Origin of the sequence: Gordonia sp. NPDC058843 (assembly GCF_042743165.1) — a bacterium.
Taxonomy (GTDB): Bacteria; Actinomycetota; Actinomycetes; order Mycobacteriales; family Mycobacteriaceae; genus Gordonia.
The window spans coordinates 61,426-81,532 of sequence record NZ_JBHYNC010000015.1 but is presented as its reverse complement, the minus strand read 5'-3'; the positions used below and the strand labels follow the sequence as shown (position 1 = coordinate 81,532).

17 protein-coding genes are annotated in these 20,107 nt (G+C 68.0%); 7 read left to right on the top strand and 10 right to left on the bottom strand.

The genetic code is table 11. The features are described 5' to 3' along the window. The first annotated feature begins 257 nt into the window (after nucleotides 1-257). The 3 genes from ACFW3F_RS12590 to ACFW3F_RS12580 all read left to right on the top strand — a co-directional run bounded on the left by ACFW3F_RS12590 (nucleotide 258) and on the right by ACFW3F_RS12580 (nucleotide 4,403). A complete protein-coding gene (locus tag ACFW3F_RS12590; RefSeq protein WP_388057736.1) occupies nucleotides 258-1,307 on the top strand; it encodes an alpha/beta hydrolase in 1,050 nt (349 codons plus the stop codon). 626 nt (nucleotides 1,308-1,933) lie between these two features. Further along, nucleotides 1,934-2,698, top strand: coding sequence for an SDR family NAD(P)-dependent oxidoreductase (locus tag ACFW3F_RS12585; protein WP_388057734.1), 765 nt, complete (start codon nucleotides 1,934-1,936; stop codon nucleotides 2,696-2,698). 58 nt (nucleotides 2,699-2,756) lie between these two features. Continuing rightward, nucleotides 2,757-4,403, top strand: coding sequence for a class I adenylate-forming enzyme family protein (locus tag ACFW3F_RS12580; protein ID WP_388057732.1), 1,647 nt, complete (start codon nucleotides 2,757-2,759; stop codon nucleotides 4,401-4,403). Nucleotides 4,404-4,430: 27 nt separating this feature from the next. Here the strand turns inward: ACFW3F_RS12580 and ACFW3F_RS12575 are convergent, their stop codons facing one another. Beyond that, nucleotides 4,431-5,615 carry an acyl-CoA dehydrogenase family protein gene (locus ACFW3F_RS12575; RefSeq protein WP_388057730.1) on the bottom strand — a complete coding sequence of 395 codons (1,185 nt, stop codon included), beginning with the start codon at nucleotides 5,613-5,615 and terminating at the stop codon, nucleotides 4,431-4,433. Nucleotides 5,616-5,828: 213 nt separating this feature from the next. Between ACFW3F_RS12575 and fabG the strand changes: the two genes are divergently transcribed. Together fabG and ACFW3F_RS12565 are read left to right on the top strand one after the other, a co-directional pair. Continuing rightward, nucleotides 5,829-6,590, top strand: a complete 762-nt coding sequence (gene fabG, locus ACFW3F_RS12570) for a 3-oxoacyl-ACP reductase FabG (RefSeq protein ID WP_388057728.1) — start codon at nucleotides 5,829-5,831, stop codon at nucleotides 6,588-6,590. A gap of 47 nt (nucleotides 6,591-6,637) precedes the next feature. Further along, nucleotides 6,638-7,861: an acetyl-CoA C-acetyltransferase gene (locus tag ACFW3F_RS12565; RefSeq protein ID WP_388057726.1), complete on the top strand. Its 1,224-nt coding sequence runs from the start codon at nucleotides 6,638-6,640 to the stop codon at nucleotides 7,859-7,861. Nucleotides 7,862-7,919: 58 nt separating this feature from the next. On the opposite strand, the gene ACFW3F_RS12560 is transcribed toward ACFW3F_RS12565, so the two are convergent. The 6 genes from ACFW3F_RS12560 to ACFW3F_RS12535 form a co-directional block, all read right to left on the bottom strand. Beyond that, a complete protein-coding gene (locus ACFW3F_RS12560; RefSeq protein WP_388057724.1) occupies nucleotides 7,920-8,792 on the bottom strand; it encodes a LysR family transcriptional regulator in 873 nt (290 codons plus the stop codon). 7 nt (nucleotides 8,793-8,799) lie between these two features. After that, complete coding sequence (locus ACFW3F_RS12555; RefSeq protein WP_388057722.1) at nucleotides 8,800-9,702, bottom strand: LysR family transcriptional regulator; 903 nt, start codon at nucleotides 9,700-9,702, stop codon at nucleotides 8,800-8,802. A 102-nt stretch (nucleotides 9,703-9,804) separates the two neighbouring features. Continuing rightward, on the bottom strand, nucleotides 9,805-10,566 hold the full coding sequence (locus tag ACFW3F_RS12550; protein WP_388057720.1) for a crotonase/enoyl-CoA hydratase family protein: 762 nt from the start codon (nucleotides 10,564-10,566) through the stop codon (nucleotides 9,805-9,807). Between the two features lie 34 nt (nucleotides 10,567-10,600). Beyond that, nucleotides 10,601-11,725 carry an MBL fold metallo-hydrolase gene (locus ACFW3F_RS12545; protein WP_388057719.1) on the bottom strand — a complete coding sequence of 375 codons (1,125 nt, stop codon included), beginning with the start codon at nucleotides 11,723-11,725 and terminating at the stop codon, nucleotides 10,601-10,603. Between the two features lie 130 nt (nucleotides 11,726-11,855). Continuing rightward, nucleotides 11,856-12,644, bottom strand: coding sequence for an alpha/beta fold hydrolase (locus ACFW3F_RS12540; protein WP_388057717.1), 789 nt, complete (start codon nucleotides 12,642-12,644; stop codon nucleotides 11,856-11,858). Nucleotides 12,645-12,701: 57 nt separating this feature from the next. Beyond that, complete coding sequence (locus ACFW3F_RS12535) at nucleotides 12,702-14,291, bottom strand: ABC-F family ATP-binding cassette domain-containing protein (RefSeq protein WP_388057715.1); 1,590 nt, start codon at nucleotides 14,289-14,291, stop codon at nucleotides 12,702-12,704. 201 nt (nucleotides 14,292-14,492) lie between these two features. On the opposite strand from ACFW3F_RS12535, the gene ACFW3F_RS12530 reads away from it, so the two are divergent. Continuing rightward, nucleotides 14,493-15,503, top strand: a complete 1,011-nt coding sequence (locus ACFW3F_RS12530; protein WP_388057713.1) for an enoyl-CoA hydratase/isomerase family protein — start codon at nucleotides 14,493-14,495, stop codon at nucleotides 15,501-15,503. Nucleotides 15,504-15,618: 115 nt separating this feature from the next. On the opposite strand, the gene ACFW3F_RS12525 is transcribed toward ACFW3F_RS12530, so the two are convergent. Continuing rightward, complete coding sequence (locus ACFW3F_RS12525) at nucleotides 15,619-16,368, bottom strand: hypothetical protein (protein WP_388057711.1); 750 nt, start codon at nucleotides 16,366-16,368, stop codon at nucleotides 15,619-15,621. A gap of 7 nt (nucleotides 16,369-16,375) precedes the next feature. After that, on the bottom strand, nucleotides 16,376-17,986 hold the full coding sequence (locus ACFW3F_RS12520) for a peptide chain release factor 3 (RefSeq protein ID WP_388057709.1): 1,611 nt from the start codon (nucleotides 17,984-17,986) through the stop codon (nucleotides 16,376-16,378). A 197-nt stretch (nucleotides 17,987-18,183) separates the two neighbouring features. Between ACFW3F_RS12520 and ACFW3F_RS12515 the strand changes: the two genes are divergently transcribed. Then, the gene (locus ACFW3F_RS12515; RefSeq protein WP_388057707.1) at nucleotides 18,184-18,831 is read left to right on the top strand and encodes an endonuclease domain-containing protein; all 648 of its coding nucleotides are present in this window, start codon (nucleotides 18,184-18,186) and stop codon (nucleotides 18,829-18,831) included. A 60-nt stretch (nucleotides 18,832-18,891) separates the two neighbouring features. Here the strand turns inward: ACFW3F_RS12515 and ACFW3F_RS12510 are convergent, their stop codons facing one another. Further along, a complete protein-coding gene (locus tag ACFW3F_RS12510; protein WP_388057705.1) occupies nucleotides 18,892-19,908 on the bottom strand; it encodes a beta-ketoacyl-ACP synthase III in 1,017 nt (338 codons plus the stop codon). Nucleotides 19,909-20,107: the final 199 nt, after the last annotated feature.

Genomic DNA, 20,107 nt, shown 5'->3' with positions numbered 1-20,107 from the left:
CAGCCGTATGAGCATTGTGAGTCATTTTTCCACGTGAAGGGCCGACTCTCGAAATCCGGCTACCACAACGGCACCGCAGGTGCACGTCAGACGGGAATCGGGCGTTTCGGGGCCTCCCCCGGCAACCGTCCCGAAGACGCCTGCGGCACCCATTCCGTCGGGCATCAGACGAACATTCCGGTCCCGAACGGATAGCGGCCCGATCTCGCCCCGGGCGATCTCACACCCGGACGACGCCGAGCATCTACCGTCGGGTGATGAGTGTCACTGTGCCGGCGGATGAACCCGCTTCCGAACCCGTGGTCGAGGAGCCCTTCGGACGCCTCGGTGTGGACCCGCACGGTTCGCGGCGGTCCCGGGCGGTCAACGCCTACCTGGCCCGCGTCACCTGGCCGATGATGGCAGCGGCCGGGGTGAGTCATCCCCGTGTCACCGCGCAGATGATCCAGCGGACGCGCCCGGCTCTGAACCGGACCATCGAGCGGCTGAACCCACCCCCGGCCAACACCCGCGTGGAGCTCGTGCGGGAGAGCTTCCGCGGCGGTCAGGTCCGCGGCGAATGGGTGACCGGCCGGCACGCGTCCGCACCGGTCGCCGGCTCCCGGATCATCTACTACCTGCACGGGAGCGGGTATGTCGTGTGCTCGCCGCGAACGCACCGGGGCCTGGTCGGGAGGCTCGGTAACCGGACCGGCCTACCCGCGTTCAGCCTCGACTACCGGCTCGCCCCCGAACACGCCTGGCCGTGCGCGGGCAACGACACCATCCGCGGCTATCGGTGGTTGCTGTCCCAGGGCTATCGCGCCGAGGACATCGTGATCGCAGGCGATTCCGCCGGCGGGCACCTCGCGCTCGATCTGCTCGCCGTCAATCACGCGGCGGGTACTCCACAACCGGGGTCGATGGTGCTGTTCTCCCCGCTCTACGACCCGACTTTCGAACTGGCCGTGCGCAATCAGCGCACCGGGGTGCGCGACCCGATCATCGACGCGGTCCCCGCCCGCAAGATCCTGCGGCTCTACACCCGGACCGCTGACCCCGACCATCCCCGGATGCGCGTCCGCCTCACCCCGGACATGGCACTGCCGAAGACGCTCATCCAGTACGGAGCACGCGAGGTGATGGGCGCCGACGCCCGGGCCACGCACGACGAGATCACCGGCGCCGGAGGGGTTGCGGTGATCCAGGCCTGGCCCGACCAGGGGCACGTCTTCCAGCTGATCCCCCGCTTGTCGCCCGAGGCGCGGTCGGCCATCGACATCGCCGCTCGGTTCATCGAGGTGACGGCCCCGGCGCGTGCGTCCTGAGCCGCTCCTCTGCTCCCCAATCCGAAAGTAGCGCATAATTCCTGCTCCCTAATCCGAGAGAACCGCATAACCCCTGGTCCCCAATCCGAAAGAACCGCATAACCCCTGCTCCCTAATCCGAAAAAACCGCATAACCCCTGCTCCCTGAGGTGCGAGGAGCGCAAGCGACGAGCCTCGAAGGGCCTGGTGAGACACGTTGCGAGACCCTTCGTGGCTCGCTTCGCTCGCACCTCAGGGAGCAGAGGGGGGCTTTCGTGGTGCACGACGACCGCCAGGCCGCAGACGCTGAGGTGCGAGGAGCGAAAGCGACGACCGCTCTGCTCCTAATCCGAAAGAACCGCATAACCCCTGCTCCCTGAGGTGCGAGGAGCGCAAGCGACGAGCCTCGAAGGGCCTCCCAAGGTGTCTCGGTAGACCCTTCGTGACGCGCCCTCCGCAAGCTCCGGGCGCTCCTCAGGGAGCAGGGGTTGGTCGCCTCTTTCGGATTAGGGAGCGGGGTTGGGCTCGCAAGCTCGCTCTTCAGGGAGCGGGATTGGGCTCGCAAGCTCGCTCCTCGGGGGGCGGGGCTGGGCTCGCTCGATCCTCGAACAACAAGACGACGTCACTTCGAAAGGTATTGAACGGCAATGGAACTCAAAGGAATCTCGGTCGCGATCACCGGTGGTGCATCCGGCCTCGGGCTGGCGACGGCCCAACGCGTCATCGACGCCGGCGGCCTGGTCACCCTGATCGATCTGCCGACCTCGGACGGGCAGGCCGTGGCCGACGGACTGGGCACCGCGGCGTCGTTCGCCGCCGCCGACATCACCGATCGCGAACAGTTCGCCGCCGCACTCGATGTCGCCGACGACCGCGGGGGTTTGCGGGCGCTCGTGCACTGTGCCGGGGCCGGCCGTCGGATGCGCATCCTCGACAAGGGGGGCAACGCGGGGTCGGCGGAGGACTTCGAGTTCGTCATCAAGCTCAACCTGGTGGGCTCGTTCCACGCACTCTCGCTCGGCGCGGAACGCATCGCGCGACTCGAACCCATCGAGGGCGAGCGCGGCGCGATCATCATGACCGCGTCGGTCGCCGCCTTCGAGGGGCAGATCGGGCAGATCAACTACTCGGCGTCGAAGGCGGGCATTGTCGGGATGACCCTCGTCGCCGCTCGTGACCTGGCCAGCAAGCTCATTCGGGTCAACACCATCGCACCGGGCACGATGGACACCCCGTTGCTGGCCCGTCTGCGCGACGATGTGCGGGACGCGCTCGCGTCGAGTATCCCCAACCCGGCACGACTCGGCAGGCCGGAGGAGTTCGGACACCTCGCCGCGTCGATCCTGGAGAACACGTACCTCAACGGTGAGACCATCCGCCTCGACGGTGCGATCCGAATGGCCCCGCGGTAGCCGAAATCCCCGGTACGATCTGCCACTCTCACAACGCCTCTCGAGAGGATTCATCGCGATGTCCGCCCCGGCTCCCACCGCCCTCAGTTATCCCGACGCCACGATGGCGGTACTCCCGGCGAGTATGGCCGCCCTCTACGGCGACCGCGCGGCCGTCGTGGACGGGGACACGACGCTCACGTTCGCCGGGCTCGACGCACGGTCTGCCGCGGTGGCGTCGGCTCTGCGCGCGGCGGGGGTGAATGATCGCGATGTGGTCCTGCTGTACCTGACCAACAGCGTCGAGTTCGTCGTCGCCTACTACGGGTCGTTGCGCACGGGCGCGGTGGTGACCCTGGTCAATCCGTTGCAGCCGGTACCGGGTCTGCGGCGCCAGATCGCGGAAACCGCTGCGGTGGTGGGGTTCACGCAGGTCGAGCAGTCTGCGCGACTCCTGGCGGCCGCCGCCGGTACGGCGTTGACAACGGTGGTGACGGTGGACGGGGCCGTGGATGCGCCGGCAGGGATCGCCACCATCTCCCTCGCGGAGTTCGCCACCGGGCGCGATGCAGCGCCGCCGGTGTCGACCACACGCGACGATGTCGCGCACCTCGCCTTCACCGGTGGCACCACGGGTGTGGCGAAGGGCGTGCGGGTGTTGCATCGCAACGTGCTCGGCAACGTCACCCAGATGATCGGCTGGCGGGCAGGACATGCCGTGGAGGTGGGTGCCGACGGTCTCCTCACGCTGACACCCCGGTCGGCGGCGAACCCGGGAGTGGTGCCCGGGCACGCGGCGACGGTGGTGGTGTCGCCGCTGTTCCACGCGCACGCGCTCATCAACATGTCGTTTCTGCTGCTGTGCGGTGCCACGCACGTGTTCGCGGGCCGTTTCGAGCCCGGACGGATGCTGGCTCTCATCGAGGCGCACCGGGCGTCGTATCTGACCGGGAGTCCCGCGATGTGGCACGCGCTCGCCGTGCACCCCGACGTCTCCGCACACGACCTGACCTCGGTGCGGGTGGTGTCCTCCGGCGCCGCGCCGATCGACCATGTGACGCTCGAAAGACTCGGGAAGGCGTTCCCGGCGGCGGCGATCGTGGAGGGATACGGTCTCACCGAGGCGACCTGTCTGGTGTCCTCGGCACCCCTGACGTCCGAGGGGCGATACCGGCTCGGCAGTGTGGGTCTGCCGACGTTCGACACCGAGATCGAGATCCGCGCCGTCGACGATCCGGCTGTCGTCCTCACGCCGGGGGAGAGGGGCCGGTTGTGGGTGCGCGGACCGCAGGTCACCGATGGCTATCTCGATCATCCCGACAAGACCGCCGAACAGTTCGTCGCCGGGTGGCTCGACACCGGCGACATCGCCTACCGCGATGCCGACGGGTACCTCTACATCTGTGACCGTGCCAAGGACATGCTGATCTACAAGGGCTACAACGTGTATCCGCGCGAGCTCGAGGAGATCCTGGTGACGCATCCCGACGTCGAGGAGGCGGCAGTCGTCGCCCGTGACGCGGGTGCGGTGGGGCAGGAACCGGTGGCCTTCCTCGTCGCCCGGGACGGCCACCTCATCGACGCTTATGCGGTGTCGCGCTTCGTCGCCGCACAGGTGTTGCCGTACAAGAAGATCCGCGATGTGTACGTGGTCGACGAGCTGCCCAGGTCGGCGGCGGGCAAGATCCAGAAGGTGGCGTTGCGGGAGCGCCTGGCGAACGCCTGAGGTCCGGCCCTGCGCCCGCCCGAGGGTTCAGCGCTGTGCGCGCTTGACCAGGTTGCGTCCGATGATGAGTCGCTGGATCTCGCTCGTTCCCTCGTACAGACGCAAGAGACGGACCTCGCGGTAGATGCGCTCGACCGGGACGTCGCGCATGTAGCCACTGCCGCCGTGGATCTGCACGGCGAGATCGGCCACCTTGCCTACCATCTCGGTGCAGAACAGCTTGGCTGCCGACGGGGCGATGCGCCGGTCGGTGTCGTCGACCCAGGCGCGGGCGGCTTCACGCACCAGCGCGCGGCCGGCCATGACACCGGACTGCTGGTCGGCGAGCATCGCCTGCACCAACTGGAACTCACCGATGGCGGTACCGCCCTGGGTCGCGGTGGCGGCCCACGTGACCGATTCGTCGAGTGCACGCTGGGCGGCGCCCACCGAGAGTGCGGCGATGTGGACCCGGCCGCGTGCAAGGCTCATCATCGCGGCCTTGTAACCCACGTCCTCGCTGCCGCCGACCAGGGCAGACTCCGGCACGCGGACGGCGTCGAAATGGACGTCAGAGGTCCAGGCACCCTCCTGACCCATCTTGCGGTCCTTGACGCCGACGCTGAGTCCGCCGGCGTCGGCGGGGACGAGGAACACCGCGATGCCGGTGCCGTTATCGTCGGCCGGTCGTGTTCGTGCGAACACGACGAACAGATCGGCCAGGGGAGCATTGGTGATGAAGCGTTTCTCGCCGGTGATCACCCAGTCGTCGCCGTCGCGGACAGCCTTGGTCCGCAGGCCGGCCGGATCGGAGCCGGCACCGGGTTCGGTCAGCGCGAACGATGCGACCACCTCACCGGACGCGATCTTCTCCAGCCAGGCGGTCTTCTGCTCATCGGTGCCGAAGTGGACGAGGACCTGGCCGGCGATGCCGTTGTTGGTGCCGAACATCGACCGGAGTGCGAGAGACGTGTATCCCAGCTCCATCGCGAGTTCGACATCCTGGGTCAGATCGAGGCCGAGCCCGCCCCACTCCTGGGGGATGGCATACCCGAAAAGGCCCATGTTCTTGGCTGTTCGGCGGATGTCATCCGGGATCGCGTCGGTGTCGAGGATCTCCTGCTCACGCGGGACCACCACGTCGCGGACGAACTCACGCGTCGCGGAGAGAATGTCGGCGAAATCCTCTTCGCCCACCTGGGAGGTCGTGGCTGGTCGCATCACACCGGTCATGGGGCCACTCTTGCGCGTTCGCCCTCGCCCGTCCAATACGAAACCGGGATCGATCCGATAGCCGCTGCGTATGGCCGTGGAGGGGTTCGACGGGGTCCGATCTCGATAGATTGGGTTCACTCAACCACGCCGGCGCGGCGCCCTGTCGCCGCTCGCCGCTTCGCTCCACCGACCGGACTCCGACGGTGGTCGCCGCCCCGGGAAGGACGACACATGTCACCCAGCACCCCCGCAGAGCCGCTGCTCGAAGGACGTACCGCCGTGATCACCGGCGGGGCACAGGGCATCGGTTTCCAGATCGCTCGCAGCTTCGTCGACGCGGGAGCACGGGTGGTGCTCGGCGACCTCGACCTCGACGCCGCGCAAGCTGCCGCGGACGAGCTCGGCGGCAGCGATGTCGCCCGGGCGGTGAGGTGCGACGTCGTCGACGCGGGCGAGGTCGACGATCTGCTCGCGGCTGCGGTGGATGGGTTCGGATCTCTGGACGTACTGGTGAACAATGCCGGGATCACGCGGGACGCGACGATGCGCACGATGACCGAGGACGACTTCGATCTCGTTGTCTCGGTGCACCTCAAGGGCACCTGGAACGGGACTCGCAAGGCGGCGGCGATCATGCGTGAGGCCAAACGCGGTGCGATCGTGAATATCTCGTCGCTGTCGGGCAAGGTCGGTATGGTCGGGCAGACCAACTACTCGGCGGCCAAGGCCGGCATCGTCGGCCTGACCAAGGCCGCGGCGAAGGAGATGGCCCATCACGGCGTGCGGGTCAACGCGATCCAGCCGGGTCTCATCCGATCGGCGATGACCGAGGCGATGCCGCAGAAGGCGTGGGACCAGAAGATGGCGGAGATCCCGATGCGGCGCGCCGGTGAGGTCGGTGAGGTCGCGAGCGTCGCGCTGTTCCTGGCCTCGGACATGTCGTCGTACATGACGGGCACCGTCCTCGAGGTGACCGGCGGCCGCTTCATGTGACGGTCTCCGCCGGCCCGCCCTTCCTCTGACTCCGAAAGGTCACTCACATGCGCGATGTCGTCATCTGCGAACCGGTACGCACCCCGGTCGGCCGCTACGGCGGAATGTTCAAGAGCCTCACCGCTGTCGATCTCGGGGTCGCCGCGTTGACAGGGATGTTGGATCGGACCGGGCTCGACCCGGCGAGGATCGAGGACGTCATCCTCGGTCACTGCAACGGCAACAGCGAGGCGCCGGCGCTGGGACGGGTGATCGCGCTCGACGCGGGATTGCCGATCACGGTGGGCGGCATGCACATCGATCGACGATGCGGCTCGGGGCTGCAGGCCGTGATCCAGGCCGCCTACCAGGTGTCTGCGGGTGACAACGACCTCGTCGTCGCGGGCGGAGCAGAGTCGATGAGCAACGCGTCGTTCTACTCCGTCGACATGCGGTGGGGAGGGGCCCGCACGGGTATCGCGATGCACGACAGTCTGGTTCGCGCTCGCTCGACGGCCGGCGGCAAGAATCATCCAGTGCCCGGCGGGATGATCGAGACGGCCGAGAACCTGCGCAAGGAGTACGAGATCTCGCGGGCCGAGCAGGACGAACTGGCCGTCGAGTCCCACACCCGCGCGGTACGTGCCCAGAAGGACGGGGTCCTCGCCGAGGAGATCGTCCCGGTCACCGTGGCCTCCAGAGGCGGAGATCAGATCATCGACACCGACGAGCATCCGCGTCCGGATGTCTCGGTCGAAGCTCTGTCGAAGCTGAAGCCGATCATGGGCAAGACCGACCCGGACGCGACGGTGACGGCGGGCAATGCCAGCGGACAGAACGACGCCGCGTCGATGGCGATCGTGACGACACCCGAGGTCGCCGAGAAGCTGGGCCTGCGTCCATTGGTGAAGCTGGTGTCGTGGGGGCTGGCCGGTGTACCGCCGCGCACGATGGGGATCGGGCCGGTGCCCGCCACCGAGAAGGCGCTCGTCAAAGCGGGTCTGACGTTGGCCGACATCGACGTGATCGAGCTCAACGAGGCGTTCGCCGCGCAGGCTCTCGCGGTCACCCGTGAGTGGGGTTTCGGCCGGTTCGGTGCCGGCGGCGACTTCGATCGCACCAACGTCAACGGTTCGGGGATCTCGCTGGGGCACCCGGTCGGCGCCACCGGCGGCCGAATGCTGGCCTCCCTGGCGCGCGAACTGCATCGGCGCGATGCCCGCTACGGCCTGGAGACGATGTGTATCGGCGGTGGTCAGGGACTCGCGGCGATCTTCGAACGCGTCGGCTGACCCAGAGACTCACCGGACCCCACCTGATTCGCTCCGGTGGGGTCCGGTATTCCACTTGTCACCCCGTCGACTCGCGAACGAGGTCGACGAATGCCTGGCCGACGGCCGACAGGGACGGCGGGTGAAAAGCGATCGCGAAGGGACGCACGACATTCGGTTCGATCTCGCGAATCACGACCGGCTCCTCCGCCGACTCCGCGACGGATCGTTCGAGCAGGGTGCCGCCGATCCCGGACTCCACCATCGGGAGGCGTTCCTCACGGAGTTCGGACAACACCGCCAGCGGCGGACGGACGCCCCCGACGCGGATGGCCTCCTCGAATTCGTCGGCCACCGAGTATCCGCGCGGCACGAAGACCATGGGAATCGGCGGCAGGTTGTTGAGCGGAATCGGGCCGTCGGGTACTTCGGTGTCGGGCGGATAGACCAGCACATGTTCGTGTTCACCGATCACGATCACCTCGAGGTCGTCGCCGGCGATGGGCAGGTGAGCGACGGCGAACTCGCAGTGGCCGTCCTCGATGGCCGACGCGGCCCTGGTCTCGTCGCGTAATTCGCCGAGCCGCACCGATACTCGCGGATACGCGGCCCGGAACCGGGCGACGAGGTCGACGACGGGTCCGGCGGCGGTCGCGGCGAAGGCGAGGATGTCGAGGTGGCCGGTGAGTTCGTCCTCCGACGCCGAGAGCAGATCGTCGACGGTGTCCACGTCTCGCACGATCTGCCGCGCGGGTCCGACCATCGTGCGCCCGGCGGCCGACAGGACCATCCCGCGACCGATACGGTGGAACAGTTGTACCCCGAGTTCCCGTTCCAGGGCCCGAAGTGCTTGGGAGACAGTCGGTTGGGCGACACCGAGTGCCGACGCCGCGCCACCGATCCCCTTGTTCTCGACGACCGCCAGGAAGTACTCGACCTGCCGCAACTCCATGGTGGGGTCACCAATCCCGTGGTTCGGCGGGGTCCGGGGCGATCCCGCAGTGGGTCTTCGTTGCGGAGATGAAGGCGAGTGCGGCCGGCGAGGGCAGCCCGGAGCGGAGCACGAGTCCCCACGGTCGGCGCAGTGGTGGGTCGAGCGCGAGACGCCGGAGGCCGGCGAACTGGCGGTCGGCCACGGTGCGCGGGAGAACAGTTGCCCCTGTTCCCTTTTTGACCAGGCTCCACACCGCGGAGGGCAACTGGCAGTCGACCACCACGTTCTTGCCGCCGTCGTCGAGAAGCCCACCGAGGAGCGCTGCGGTGATGGGGTCACTGTGATCGATGACGAGTGGCAGCGAACGTACCGCGGAGTGCGGCATCGGATCGGGCAGGGCGTCGACGAGCGGCGCCGGGGCCGCCACGACCAGTTCCTGCTCTGCCATCGGGATGGCCGTGAACGTCGCGTGTTCGGCGGTGGAGTCCATGATGCCGATTTCGGCGTCCCCGGATCGCAACGCGGACAGCACTCCTGAGGGACTGTCGGTCGAGACGACCCGCACCGACAAGCGCGGGAAGCGTTCCCGGAACAGGCGGACGACGTTGACCACCGGGTCCACGCCGAAGGCCGCGTAGGTCACGATGTCGACGCGTCCGGCACGCAGCTCGCGGACCGCGTCGACCTTGGCCTTGGCACGGTCGACGTCGGCCAGGATGCGCCGGGCGGCGACGTCGAGCTTGCGTCCGGCCTCGGTGAGTTCGAGGCGACGTCCGGTGCGGTCGAACAAGCTGACGCCGAGGCGCTTCTCGAGCGTGCGGATGGCCTGGGACAGCGACGGCTGTGAGATGTACAGCGACTGGGCGGCCTTCGTGATGCCGCCGTGGTCGACCACGGCGACGAAGTAGGTCACGAGGTGCAGGTCCACCCCGGTCATGTTATCCGGCGCCGGGAGCGGAGCGAGCGGGCCGAATCAGGACGGCGCCGGGAGCGGAGCGAGCGGGCCGAAGCAAGACGGTGTCCGTGGAGATCACTTGCCGGTCCATCGCGGCGCCCGCTTCTCGGCGAAGGCGATGGCGCCCTCTTTGGCGTCGGCGGAGGCGAACACCGGGCCGAGGAAGTCCCACTGCTTCTTGATGAGTTCGGGGTCGGTGTAGCGGATGGCCATCGACGTGACCTGCTTGGTGGCGCGGACGGCGAGGGGGCCGTTGGCGGCGATGACGGCTGCGAGTTCGCGTGCGCCTGCGAGTGCTTCCCCGGGTTCGGTGACCCGGTTGACCAGGCCGAACTGGTGGGCGCGTTCGGCGGTGAGCGGGTCGCCGGTGAGCGCGAGCTCCATCGCGACCTGGTACGGCAGGATCTTCGGCAGACGCAGCAGACCGCCGGCCGCGGCGGCGAGCCCACGCTTGACCTCGGGGATACCGAACTTCGAGTTGCTCGCCGCGACGACGAGGTCGGCCGACAGGGCGAGTTCGCATCCGCCGGCCAGCGCCCAGCCTTCGACGGCGGCGATGAGTGGTTTGGTCGGCGGTGCCTCGGTGAGGCCACCGAATCCGCGCCCCTCCAGTGACACCACCTCGCCGCGGGCGAAGGCCTTGAGGTCCATTCCGGCGCAGAACGTGCCACCGGCGCCGGTGAGGATGCCGATGGTGAGGTCGTCGCGTGACTCGAGCTCGTCGATCGCGGCGGCGATGCCCTCCGAGACCTCGAGGTTCACGGCGTTCTTCGCTTCGGGACGATTGATCGTGATGACGGCGACGCCGTCGGCGAACTCGGTGAGCACTGCGCTCATGGGGACTCCTCGGTCGGTGGGATGGGGCGGGATGTCAGGTGGCGTCGGACGTGGAGATCGATTGCGGCGCGGGCTGTCCGGCGTCGTCGGTGAGGAACCAGCGGATCGGGTCCGGCACGGACGGGTCGGCAGGTGGGCCGGCGGGTACTCGGGCATCGAGAACGCCGCGCTCCTGCAGGACGACCAGATGGGCGTGCGTCTCGCGCAGCGCGAGCCGACTGAGGGTGAGCGGCAGTTCCTCGAACGGGCGTGACCAGGTCACCAACCGGGTGATCTCCCAGGCCGTGCTCTCCGGGTGCCGCGCCACGGTCGCGGTGATCTCGCCGAGGCGTTCTTCGTGATGCGCCAGCAGGCCGGTGACCCGATCGCCGAGCCTTCGGAACCGGTACTCGTGGGACGGCAGAGCCTCGTGATCGCGCATCTTCTCGGTGTTGGCCAGCGAGATCAAGTAGTCGGCGAGGGGGCTGTCGGTCTGCATGGGGTTGGTCGAGATGTTCGGGCTGATCCGCGGCAGGAGGTGGTCGCCGGTGAAGATGACGCCCGCCGTGTCATCGGCGAAGCAGAGGTGTCCCGCAGTGTGGCCGGGAGTCCAGATCGCGCGGAGGTCCCATCCGGGGATGTCGAGCGGGGCGTCGCCGGTCAGTTCGCGGTCGACCGTCCGGCCGTCGGGCATCCGGATGAATCCGACCAGTCCTTCGTCGGCGACGGCGGTGGGTGCACCGAGCATTCGCAGTTCCGACCGCGCCTGGTTCAGTTGGCTCTCCGCCTCGGCGTCGGAGTGGTGGCGTAGGTGGCGGGCGTCGTCGCGGTGCATCCACAGTTCGGCGTCGACGTGCTCGAGCAGGCGCGGCACGAGCCCGAAGTGGTCGGGGTGCAGGTGGGTCACACCGATCGAGCGGACGTCGGTGAGGTCGTGTCCGGTGGAGCGGATGCCCGCGACGAGGACGTCCCAGGACTCGTCGGACGGCCAGCCCGCGTCGATGAGCGCGAGGCCGCCGTCGGGCAGTCCGAGTGCGTAGACGAGGACGTATCGCAGGGGATTGGGGCCCATGGGCACCGGGATCGACCACAGCTGCGGCCGGACCTCCTCGACCGGCGGCAACACCTTGTCGGCCCAGGCTTGTTTCTGCAGCACGCCGGTGACCTCGATCGGGACCATCCAGCCTCCTCATCGGTGCGTCGTTCGCGCCAGGGCACCGCGACGAGTGTTGCAGTGATCTGCAGTCATCCGATCACGAGACGACTTCGACGCTCAAACTGGGTGCGGCTCAGACACCCTGAGGTAGGACCTATGAGTCGCGTTCGGTCCCGAGGATGCGGGTGTGGTCGCAACTCGCCGCCACCTCACCGACGATCCGTCCCGCGAGTTCGGGCTGGATCAGCGGGAAGAGGTGGCTCGCACCGGGGATGACGGTGAGTGTCGCATCCGGCGCCGCGTCGACGAACCGGCGCTCGTGGACGCGGAACTGGTCCTGGCGTCCGTTGACGAAGACCGTCCGGCCGGGGTATCGACTCACCTCCGCGAGGGCGTCGAACCGTTTGATCTCGGCCACCACGTCGGCGATGGACCCGAGGGACAATCCGCCGATCTCCATGTCCTCGGAGACCTGCCGGCCGACGGCCACGCGGGTGAGCGCCTGACTGATGACCGCGGCCTGCCGTGGCAGGAATGACGTGACCGCGCCGAACGTCTCGAACGGCGCGGCCAGCAAGCGGCTCGGTTGGGCGGTGGCACACATGGGTACCAGGGCTGCGACGTGCTGCGGGTGGCGTCCGGCGACCGCCATCGCCACGTAACCGCCCATCGACATGCCGGCGACGACCGTCGGACGGCCGAATCGGTCGATCTCGGCGAGGACGGTGTCGACGGCACCCGGCAGCGTGAACGTCTCGTGGCGTCGCCGTCCGTGGCCGGGCAGGTCGGGGGTCGCAACCTGCCTCCCGGCCGGGGCGGTCTGCGACACGGCGGCGGCCACCCGGTGCAGGGTCGCCCCGCTCACCCGTATGCCGTGGACGAGGACGACGGGGGTCGGTTCGTCCACCGGTGGTTCGGTTGTGGCGAGAGCTGATGGAGGCATCGCCCGTGAGTATGCGTCCGCCCGGCGTGCAGCGCCGGCTTCGTCACCAAGTGTTCGTCAGTGGTCTGTCTGCCCGTCGACGTCGGGCTCCGTCCCGGTGGAGGGTTGGTCGGTTGTCGCCGGTGAGACCCGGCGTCCTATCCGGATCCGGTCGAGGAACCCGGCGTCGTGCGAGACGACCAGGAGCGCCCCGGTCCACGCGTCGAGCGCGTCGACGAGTTGCGTGACGGTGTCGAGGTCGAGGTTGTTGGTCGGCTCGTCGAGGATGAGCAGTTTGGGTGTCGGGTCGCCGAGAAGTGCGTCGGCCACCGCCACCCGCAGACGTTCGCCGCCCGACAGTTCGGCGAGCGCGCGATCCGCGCGGGCACCCCGGAACAGGAACCGGGCGAGATGCGCCCGCACCTCCTGTGTGGGGATGTCCGGATGAGTCGTCGTCACATGGTCGGCGATCGACGCATCCGTGTCGGGGAAGGTGATCTGCTGGGGCACGAACGCGTAGGGCACGACAATGGACTCACGCGCGATGACATCGGCGATCAGTGTGGACTTGCCGGAGCCGTTGGGTCCGACGAGGGCCACCCGCTCGGGTCCGTCGATGCGGAGACGGTCGTCGACGATGATCTGGGCACGTGGGGCCACCTCCGGTGTCGGTACGACGATCCGCGCGGTGCGATCGGCGCGGATGTCTTCCTTGGCCTCGTCGAGACGTGTTGCCGCGGAGGCCACGTCGTCGCGATGGGCGTTGCGCAGTTTGCCCGCCGAGACCTGCGCCTCGCTCCGGCGGTTGTGCGCGATGATCTTCGGGACCCGCTTCTCGCGCTCGGCGGTGGCACCCGTGCGGGCCCGCCGGTCGAGTTTGATCAGGGCCTCGGACATCTCCCGACGCTGCTTGCGCAGATCGCCGGCCGCGGTGGCGACCGCGGACTCGGCGGCTTCCTGCTCGGCGTCGACGATCTCCCGGTAGTGCGAGTAGGGGCCGCCGAACAGTCGTACGTGACCGCGATAGAGCTCGACTGTCGCGTCCACGCGCTCGAGGAGTTCGAGGTCGTGACTGACGACGATCACCGTGCCCGCGAACGAATCGATGGCACTGAAAAGCCTTGCACGGGAATCGGTGTCCAGATTGTTGGTTGGTTCGTCGAGAAGCAGGATCGTCGGATTGGCGATGAGGGCGGCGACGATCGCCAGCAGGGTGGCCTCACCGCCGGACATCGCGCCGACCATGCGATCGAGGTCGCGCGGCAGGCCCATCTGCTCGAGGAGGCCGACTGCGCGCTCCTCGACCCCCCAGTCGTCACCCACCACGTCGAAGTCGCGCGGATCGACCGATCCGTTCTCGATTCGCGCTATCGCGCAACGGATGTCGTGGATACCGAGAGAACGTGCCACGGTCGACGACGGATCGGCCTGTGGGTCCTGCGCGACCACGCCGACGTCGGTCGTCGACGCGCCGCCCGTGACGGTGATGCTTCCGGAGGCCGGACGCAGCCGACCGGCGATCAGGCCCAGGAGTGTTGACTTGCCGGCACCGTTCGCGCCGATCAGCGCATACGTCTCAGCGCCCAGGGCGAGGTCGAGGTGATCGAAGACGACGGTCCCGTCGGGCCAGGTGAACGAGACGTCGGACAGCACGATGGAAGATGGCATGAGCACTCCTGAAGTGGGTCGGGTACACCGACGAGGGCGTCGGTGACGTCCGCCGGCGGAGCCGGCGGGCCGGGGCCACTTCAGTTCTTCATCGCGGTGGATCACTCCTGAGAGGTCTGCGGGTGAGTGGTGACCACCGTAGCGGATGTGTTCGGACTTGCCAACGGATTATCGCTCCGCGGTCACCGCTACGGTTGGGGTATGTCTTTTCTCCGCACCTCGGTGTCCAACGGCGTAGGCGAGATCGTCCTGGATCGGCCCAAGGCTCTCAATGCGTTGGACCAGAGCATGATCGACGACATGTACGTCACCCTCGGGGAATGGGGTGACGACGACTCGATTGACACCGTCCTGGTCACCTCGGCGAGCGAGCGGGCCTTCTGCGCCGGTGGCGACATCCGGGCGATCCGTGAGCACGCCATCGACGGCGACGCTGCGGCGATCAGCAGGTACTTCGGCAGCGAGTACCGGCTCGACCAACTCGTCGCCGACTACCCCAAGCCCTATGTGAGTCTCATCGACGGGGCGGCGATGGGCGGCGGACTCGGGATCAGCGTGCACGGCGAGATCAAGGTGGTCACCGAGAGGGCGATGATCGCGATGCCCGAGACCGCCATCGGCTTCTTCCCGGATATCGGTTCGACGTATTTTCTCCCGCGACTTCCGGAGGGCGTGGGGATGTGGCTCGGTCTCACCGGCGCCCGTATTCGCGGTATCGATGCGGTGGCCGTCGGTCTCGCAACGCATTTCGTCTCCTCCGCAGACCTGCCGACGGTCGCCGACAGCATCCGTTCGGGCGCACCGCTGGCCGACGCGCTGGCCACCTCGGGTACCGAGGACACCAGCGATGTGCCGTTGCGGAAGATCGGTGAGTACTTCGCCGACGACAACATCAATGCGATCGTCGGCGGTTTGCGCGGCGCGGTCGGTGACGAATGGGCCCAGGAGATGGTCGGGTTGCTCGAGGGTGCCTCACCGACCAGCCTGTGGGTGACCGCGGCGATGATCACTGCCGGGGCGAGGTCGGGGCTCGACGAATGCTTCGACCGGGAACTGCATGCGGCAGAGGAGATCACGAAGACCCACGACTTCCGCGAGGGAGTGCGGGCAGTGCTCGTCGACAAGGATCGCAGTCCCGAATTCGATCCGGCGCGGATCGATGACGTCGACCCCGCGGTGGTGGCCCGGATCGTCGGTGCCCCCGCTGGTTGAGCCGGTCACCCCCGCTGGTTGCGCCGGCACCGAGCGCAGCCGCCGGGTCGAGCAGGCGACGAAGGAGCGCGTCGAGGTCGAGGAGCCGTGTCGAAGCCGCTTCGCGTCACCCGTCTCAGGGTGTGAGCTGGAACCACCCCGACAGTGCGACGCTGTTCGTCGAAGTGCCTGCGCCGTCGGGTGGTCCGGGAGTCGACGACTCGTCGAGGTCGTAGGGGACGTCGTCGTCGGGGGCGAGTGGATTGGCGTCGAGCCGCGTTGCCGTCGGGCAGGTGAACGTACCCGCCGCGAGTTTGCCCGACATCCCGCTCACGCTGAGCTGACAGGCGGAGGAGTGATGGTAGACGCCGTTGACGGACACACCGATCTGGGCGTTGATCGGCCTGGTCAACGGTCCGACGGTGGGACGCGTCGCGCCCACGGGCGGCAACAGGCCACCGGTCAGTTCGCTGATCAGGAACTCGATCTGCGCGCCTCCGGCACCGGCGTCCTTGAACACGAAGAGCAGTGAGTCCGGAGGTACGTCCGGGCGCGCGGGTCCCCAGCGGTCGAATTCGTAGCAGGTCGGTTCGTCGGCCCGGGTGGCACCGGCGGCGGGACCGCGACCGGATTGCGCCGGGGTGTTCACGACCGCGACCCTGATGTTGCCGTGGTGGAACTCGAAGTTCTGGCCGCTACGGTCGACGCTGCCCTCGGGGGGTTTCTCGGTGCAGGCCGCCGGGTCCACCGGACGCGCGGTCGGCGTGGGGGTCGAGGTGGTCGGCGTGGGCCGCGGTGGGCCGTCGGAGCCGCAGGCGGCGACGAGGACCGACACCGTCGCACACAGCAGCACGGCGGCGCGCGCCGGCCGACCCCGGACGGTCATCGACCGGTCAGTCCGCTGCCGCGACAAGGGGTTCGAGCGTGAGGTCGGGGTGTTCTTTCTCGATGTACTGCAGGCGCCACTTGTCACTGAAGAGGGCGAGGACCGCGCCGTCGGTGCGGGTGAAGACCTCCACGCCGCGCTGCCGGTCCAGTTCGGCCGCGCTGGCGGCGTCCGTGCGTCGCGCGAGCGTGTAGCCGAGCGGTTCGATGATGGTGTCGACGTTGTACTCGGCCTTCATCCGCGCGGTCACGACCTCGAACTGCATCGGTCCGACGGCGGCGAGAACGGGGGAGGCCTCACCACGGGTCTCGTTGCGCAGCACCTGGACCACGCCTTCGCTCTCGAGCTGGTCCATGCCCTTGCGGAACTGCTTGTACTTGTCGGCCGTGGTCGCGCGCAGCGTCGAGAAGTGTTCGGGCGCGAACGACGGGATCGGCGGGAACTGCACCCTGGGACCGTCGTAGAGGGTGTCGCCCGGTGCGAGCGCGGTTGCGTTCACCAGTCCGACGACGTCGCCGGGATAGGCGGTGTCGACCGTCGAGCGGTCGCGGCCGAAGACGGCCTGAGCGTACTTGGTGGCGAACGGTTTTCCGGTCTGCGCGTGGGTGACGACCATGCCGCGCTCGAACTCGCCGGACACGATCCGCATGTAGGCCAGGCGATCTCGATGGCTGGAGTCCATGCCGGCCTGCACCTTGAACACCACCGCACTGAACGGATCGGTCACCGGACGGTCGGTACCGTCGACATCGGCTCGGGGCCCAGGCGGGGGAGCGAGCTCGACCAGGACCTCGAGTAGCTGTCGCACACCGAAATTGAGCATCGCCGAGGCGAAGATCATCGGCGACGTCTGCCCGGCGAGGAACAGTTCCTGATCGTGGTCCTGCCCCATCTCGGAGAGCAACTCGCTCTCCTCGAGCGCGGAGGTCCACTCGTCGCCTTCGCGAGCCTGCGCGTCGTCGGCGGACATGATCTCTTCGGGCGCGATCTTGGCGCCGCCGGCGGTGCGGGTGAAGTGCACGTATTCGCCGGTGCGCCGGTCGAGCAGGCCGCGGAAGTCGCCCGCGATACCGACCGGGACGAACAGCGGGGTCGGCGTGAGGCCGATACGTTCGGTGATCTCGTCGATCAGTTCGAGGGGGCTCTGTCCCGGGCGGTCCCACTTGTTGATGACCGTGATCACCGGGATGCCCCGATGGCGGCACACCTGGAACAGTTTCAGCGTCTGCGGTTCGAGTCCCTTGGCGGCGTCGATCAGCATGACCGCGGCATCGACCGCGGTCAGCACGCGATAGGTGTCCTCGGAGAAGTCGGCGTGCCCCGGGGTGTCGACGAGGTTGATCACGCTCGGGATCTCGGGGTCCGCCTGGCTCGCAGCGGAGTAGTTGAACTGCAGCGCGGTCGAACTGACGGAGATGCCGCGCGCCTTCTCCATCTCCATCCAGTCGGAGACGGTCGACTTACGGCCCGCCTTGCCGTGGACGGCACCGGCTTCGCTGATCATCCTCGCGTGCAGCGCCAACGCCTCGGTCATCGTCGACTTACCGGCGTCGGGATGGGAGATGATGGCGAAGGTACGACGACGCGTCACTTCGCGACTGATCACCTCGGAACTCACGAGTTTCCAGGCTACCGGGCGGCGAGGGGGCGGCCAAACTCGCAACCTGTGACATTGCGGCACCGTGCACCGCTATGCGGACCTGGTTGCCGCAATGTCGCGACGCGGAACCGTCCGACTGCGGGGTGCGTCTGATGATCGTGCAGATTCCTCCAAGACTTCGACGACGCGCTCTGGCCCGTGACGGGGTGCTGACGATGGCTGATGCCCTGGAATTCGGACTCACGCGATCCGCGGTCCGACGCCGGGTCACCGCGGGGGTGTGGCAGGCCGGCTCGCGGGGCGGGTTCACGCTTGCGGATCATCCCGACACGGCCCGAACCCGCGCCCGCCTGGCGGTTGCGGCCGTGGGGCGCCAGGCGGCACTGTCCGGTCTCGGGGCCGCGTGGTGGCACGGGGTCGCCGACGATGCCGCAGTGCTCGACGCCGCGCTGTTGCAGCGCAAGGTATCGATCAGTCAGTTGCGCGCCACCGCCGAGCGCCGTCGGCGGTGCGAAGGTGCGTCGATGATCGCCTCGCTGGTGGCCGGTGTGGACTCCGGAGCACGATCGGCTGCCGAACGGCTGGCCCTCGGTCTGCTCCGCACCGCTGGAGTCGACGGCTGGGTGTGCGATCACCCCGTCGGCGGCTACTTCGTCGACATCGCGTTCCCCGACCGCAAGTTGGCAGTCGAAATCGACGGGATGGCGTTTCACCGCGACGCCAAGACCTTTCAACGGGACCGCCGGCGTCGCAACGATCTCATCGCCCTGGGGTGGACCGTCCTCAACGTCACCTGGAACGACCTGCGCGAACGGCCCGGTTATGTCGTCGAACGGATCGAGGCCGCCCTGACCGCCGCGTGAGAGCACATTGCGGCACCTGAGTCCGCCAGGCGGATCACACTGCCGCAGCTGCGGTCACCCCTACTCGAACGGAACCGGAGGCATGGTGACGACCTGGGCGGCATAGGAGAGTCCGGCGCCGAAGCCGAGGAGCAGCGCGGTCTGTCCGGGTTGTGCCTTACCGGTGGACAGCAGGTCTTCCATCGCGAGCGGGATCGAGGCGGCGCTGGTGTTGCCGGTGTATTCGATGTCCTTGGCCACCACGGCGTCGTCGCGCAGTTTGAGGTTCTTGGCGAGCAGTTCGTTGATGCGGGCGTTGGCCTGGTGCGGGACGAAGACGTCGAGGTCCTCGGAGCCGAGCTTCGCGGCCTCCAGGGCGCGGTGGGCGACCTTGCCCATCTCGAAGGCGGCCCAGCGGAACACCGCGGTTCCCTCCATACGCAGGTACGGGCGCTTGGTGCGATCGCTGTCGAGGAAGGTGATCCAGTCGAAGTCCTGGCGGATCGCATTGAACTGGGAGCCGTCCGATCCCCAGATGACCGGTCCGAGCTGCTGCTGCTCGGTGGGTCCGACGACGACCGCGCCCGCGCCGTCGCCGAAGATGAAGCAGTTGGTGCGGTCGGTCATGTCCATGGTCACCGAGAGCTGTTCGGCGCCGATGACCAGCACGTGGGTGGCGCTGCCGCCGCGGATCATGTCGGAGGCGAGGGCCATGCCGTAGCCGAAGCCGGCGCAGCCGACGGTGACGTCGAAGGCCGGCACGCCGTTGGCGCCGAGTTCGGTGGCGACCTTGGTGGCGCCGGCCGGGGTCAGCAGCAGGTGGGTGTTCGTGGCGAGGATGACGGCGTCGATGTCGGAGCCCTGCAGCAGCGCGTTGGCGATCGCCTTGCGTCCGGCGTTGACCGACATCTCCATGACGCTCTCGTCGCGACGGGCGAACCGACGGGTCTTGATGCCCGTGCGCGTGTAGATCCACTCGTCGGAGGAGTCGATGTTCTGACAGATCTCCTCGTTGGTGACGACGCGTTCGGGGCGGTACGCGCCGATGCCGAGCATGCCGATGTTGTTGATGCCAGTGGTGTCTGCGATGACCGCCATGGTGAACCCTTCCCAAAACGTGCCCGGCGAATATGTGACCCGACATACGACGGTACTCACACGGTCCCTTACTGGGAAGTAGCGGGACCCTGCTCGTAATCGTTACGCCATGTGCAGAATGCGGACCGAATTCGTCCTCGATGCAAGGAAAGCTGGTCCACAGGTCGATCGAACACCCTCGGGGCGTCGGAAAGGCGCC

Coding starts and splice junctions, on each gene's coding strand:
- ACFW3F_RS12540 (WP_388057717.1), bottom strand. CDS start 12,644: ATGCCTCCATCAGCTCTCGCCACAACCGAACCACCGGTGGACGAACCG.
- ACFW3F_RS12515 (WP_388057707.1), top strand. CDS start 18,184: ATGGCTGATGCCCTGGAATTCGGACTCACGCGATCCGCGGTCCGACGC.
- ACFW3F_RS12510 (WP_388057705.1), bottom strand. CDS start 19,908: ATGGCGGTCATCGCAGACACCACTGGCATCAACAACATCGGCATGCTC.
- fabG (WP_388057728.1), top strand. CDS start 5,829: ATGTCACCCAGCACCCCCGCAGAGCCGCTGCTCGAAGGACGTACCGCC.
- ACFW3F_RS12575 (WP_388057730.1), bottom strand. CDS start 5,615: ATGACCGGTGTGATGCGACCAGCCACGACCTCCCAGGTGGGCGAAGAG.
- ACFW3F_RS12535 (WP_388057715.1), bottom strand. CDS start 14,291: ATGCCATCTTCCATCGTGCTGTCCGACGTCTCGTTCACCTGGCCCGAC.
- ACFW3F_RS12530 (WP_388057713.1), top strand. CDS start 14,493: ATGTCTTTTCTCCGCACCTCGGTGTCCAACGGCGTAGGCGAGATCGTC.
- ACFW3F_RS12550 (WP_388057720.1), bottom strand. CDS start 10,566: ATGAGCGCAGTGCTCACCGAGTTCGCCGACGGCGTCGCCGTCATCACG.
- ACFW3F_RS12560 (WP_388057724.1), bottom strand. CDS start 8,792: ATGGAGTTGCGGCAGGTCGAGTACTTCCTGGCGGTCGTCGAGAACAAG.
- ACFW3F_RS12545 (WP_388057719.1), bottom strand. CDS start 11,725: ATGGTCCCGATCGAGGTCACCGGCGTGCTGCAGAAACAAGCCTGGGCC.
- ACFW3F_RS12590 (WP_388057736.1), top strand. CDS start 258: ATGAGTGTCACTGTGCCGGCGGATGAACCCGCTTCCGAACCCGTGGTC.
- ACFW3F_RS12580 (WP_388057732.1), top strand. CDS start 2,757: ATGTCCGCCCCGGCTCCCACCGCCCTCAGTTATCCCGACGCCACGATG.
- ACFW3F_RS12525 (WP_388057711.1), bottom strand. CDS start 16,368: ATGACCGTCCGGGGTCGGCCGGCGCGCGCCGCCGTGCTGCTGTGTGCG.
- ACFW3F_RS12585 (WP_388057734.1), top strand. CDS start 1,934: ATGGAACTCAAAGGAATCTCGGTCGCGATCACCGGTGGTGCATCCGGC.
- ACFW3F_RS12565 (WP_388057726.1), top strand. CDS start 6,638: ATGCGCGATGTCGTCATCTGCGAACCGGTACGCACCCCGGTCGGCCGC.